General features: G+C 56.8%; 1 rRNA gene. It reads right to left on the bottom strand.

The annotated features are described in order from the left end of the window. Position 1 precedes the first annotated feature (1 nt). Positions 2–761: ribosomal RNA gene (locus SBI19_RS29360) — 23S ribosomal RNA — on the bottom strand; the annotation flags it as partial.

Here is a 761-nt window from a genome sequence, read left to right as displayed (position 1 = left end):
TTAGGATAAGCCCTCGATCGATTAGTACTCGTCAGCTGCACGCATTGCTGCGCTTCCACCTCGAGCCTATCAACCTGGTCGTCTTCCAGGGATCTTACATACTGGGAAATCTCATCTTGGAGGGGGCTTCGCGCTTAGATGCTTTCAGCGCTTATCCCGTCCGCACTTGGCTACCCAGCGGTGCTCCTGGCGGAACAACTGGTACACCAGCGGTGCGTCCATCCCGGTCCTCTCGTACTAAGGACAGCTCTCCTCAAATTTCCTACGCCCACGACAGATAGGGACCGAACTGTCTCACGACGTTCTGAACCCAGCTCGCGTACCGCTTTAATGGGCGAACAGCCCAACCCTTGGGACCTACTTCAGCCCCAGGATGCGATGAGCCGACATCGAGGTGCCAAACCTCCCCGTCGATGTGGACTCTTGGGGGAGATAAGCCTGTTATCCCCAGGGTAGCTTTTATCCGTTGAGCGATGGCCCTTCCATTCGGTACCACCGGATCACTAAGCCCGACTTTCGTCCCTGCTCGACTTGTTGGTCTCGCAGTCAAGCTCCCTTATGCCTTTGCACTCTCCGAATGATTTCCAACCATTCTGAGGGAACCTTTGGGCGCCTCCGTTACATTTTAGGAGGCGACCGCCCCAGTCAAACTGCCCACCTGACACGGTCCCTCCACCCGATTCAGGGTGGCAGGTTAGAACTCCGATACGATCAGGGTGGTATCCCAACGGCGCCTCCACCTAAGCTGGCGCTCAGGCTTC

This window comes from Paenibacillus sp. CCS19 (genome assembly GCF_033239625.1).
Taxonomy (GTDB): Bacteria; Bacillota; Bacilli; order Paenibacillales; family Paenibacillaceae; genus Paenibacillus_T.
The sequence above is the reverse complement of the archived record's forward strand: the minus strand, read 5'-3'. Positions and strand labels throughout refer to the sequence as shown.